Genomic DNA, 1,609 nt, shown 5'->3' with positions numbered 1-1,609 from the left:
GCAGCGCCGGATGATGAAGGTCCTCACCGACGACGCCGCACGCCTGACCCGTGGCGAGCCGGCTCTTGCCGACTCGGAGCCCGAGCTTGCGATCGCGAGGGCCCGTCTGACCGTCACGTTCGGGTTCGGCCCCGAGTTCGTCGCTCGGGCGGGCGGCGCTGGGCCGGCGTGGCTGAGGCCCCTCCCCGCGTTCTCGATCGACAGGCTCGAGCCGGCCTACACCGGCGGAGACCTGCTCATCCAGATCGCGGCCGATGACCCGCTCGTTGTCGCCCACGCGACCCGGATGCTGCTGAAGGACTCGCGTTCGTTCACCACCGTGCGGTGGGTGCAGCAGGGTTTCCGCCGCTCGGCCGGCGCCTACCCCGAGCGGAGCATGCGAAACCTCTTCGGCCAGGTCGACGGCACCGTCAATCCGGTGGCGGGGACGGCTGACTTCGACGAGGTCGTCTGGAACTCGGACGGATGGCTCGCCGGCGGCACCGGGATGGTGGTTCGCCGCATCCGGATGACGCTTGACACGTGGGACAAGCTCGATCGGTCGGGCCGAGAACAGTCCGTGGGCCGCACCCTCGACACCGGTGCGCCGCTGACCGGCACGGCCGAAACCGACGATCCGGACTTCGAGGCACGCACCGCGCTCGGCTTCCCGGTGATCCCGGAGTTCTCGCACATGCGGCGGGCCCGCAGCGAGAACCCCCGGGAACGCATCCTGCGCCGTCCGTACAACTACGACGATGCTCCGACAGGGGGTGCGCTCTCGGACTCGGGGCTGATCTTCGCGTCGTTCCAGGCCGACATCGACGCGCAGTTCGTGCCGATGCAGCAGCGCCTCGCGGATCTGGACCTGCTCAACGAGTGGACCATTCCGATCGGTTCGGCGGTCTTCGCCGTTCCGCCCGGGTGTGTCGAGGGCGGCTTCGTCGGAGAGACGCTCCTGTCGTAGCTGCTCTCCCGCTACAGTGATGCCGACGGGACGGATGCCGCGCTGGGCGGTCGCCCCGCTGGGAGGGAAACATGGCGGGTAGGCGACCTTTCGGAGTCACCCTGGTGGCGATCATCGCCTGGATCACGGGTGCGCTGCAGATCATCGCCGGAGTGCTGCTGATGATCGGCGGGGAGATCACTCTCGGTATCGTCGCCATGCTCATCGGCTTCATCACGATTCTCGTGAGCCTGGGTCTGTTTGGCGGCAGCAACGGCGCCCGCATCCTCACCGCCGTCGTGTTCGTGCTGAACATCGCAGGCTCGGTGTATCTCATGGTTACCGAGCCTGCCCAGCTCTGGTCGGCTGTGGGATCGGCGGTGCTGCCGCTGATCGGCCTACTGCTGCTGTTCACATCCCGCGCCAACAGCTTCTTCCGCTAGAGGTACCGTGTCCCGCATCACCGAGGCGCTCATTCCGCCGTCGCAACGTTTGTCGGCCGATGAACTGCACGAAACGCTGAACCTCGGCGCGGGGGAGGTTGGGCGCAAGCGCTCCGCCTTCCTCATCATGCTCGTGCTCTCGGCGATCATCGCCGCGGCAGGAGTGCTGGGCGACTCGACGGCTACGGTCATCGGCGCCATGATCATCGCGCCGCTTGCCACTCCGATCCTCGGCATCGCG

2 protein-coding genes and 1 pseudogene are annotated in these 1,609 nt (G+C 67.7%); all 3 read left to right on the top strand.

Going from position 1 to position 1,609, the window contains the following annotated elements:
- A partial coding sequence (locus tag Q1V87_RS09495; protein ID WP_300591994.1) for a Dyp-type peroxidase occupies positions 1-946 on the top strand: 946 nt, incomplete at its 5' end.
- A gap of 71 nt (positions 947-1,017) precedes the next feature.
- Positions 1,018-1,368: a hypothetical protein gene (locus tag Q1V87_RS09490; RefSeq protein ID WP_292710127.1), complete on the top strand. Its 351-nt coding sequence runs from the start codon at positions 1,018-1,020 to the stop codon at positions 1,366-1,368.
- Positions 1,369-1,375: 7 nt separating this feature from the next.
- Positions 1,376-1,609: pseudogene (locus Q1V87_RS09485) on the top strand (TIGR00341 family protein); the annotation flags it as partial.

Source organism: Microbacterium sp. (genome assembly GCF_030149085.1).
Lineage (GTDB): Bacteria > Actinomycetota > Actinomycetes > Actinomycetales > Microbacteriaceae > Microbacterium.
This window is presented reverse-complemented; position numbering and strand designations above follow the sequence as displayed.

Coding starts and splice junctions, on each gene's coding strand:
- Q1V87_RS09490 (WP_292710127.1), top strand. CDS start 1,018: ATGGCGGGTAGGCGACCTTTCGGAGTCACCCTGGTGGCGATCATCGCC.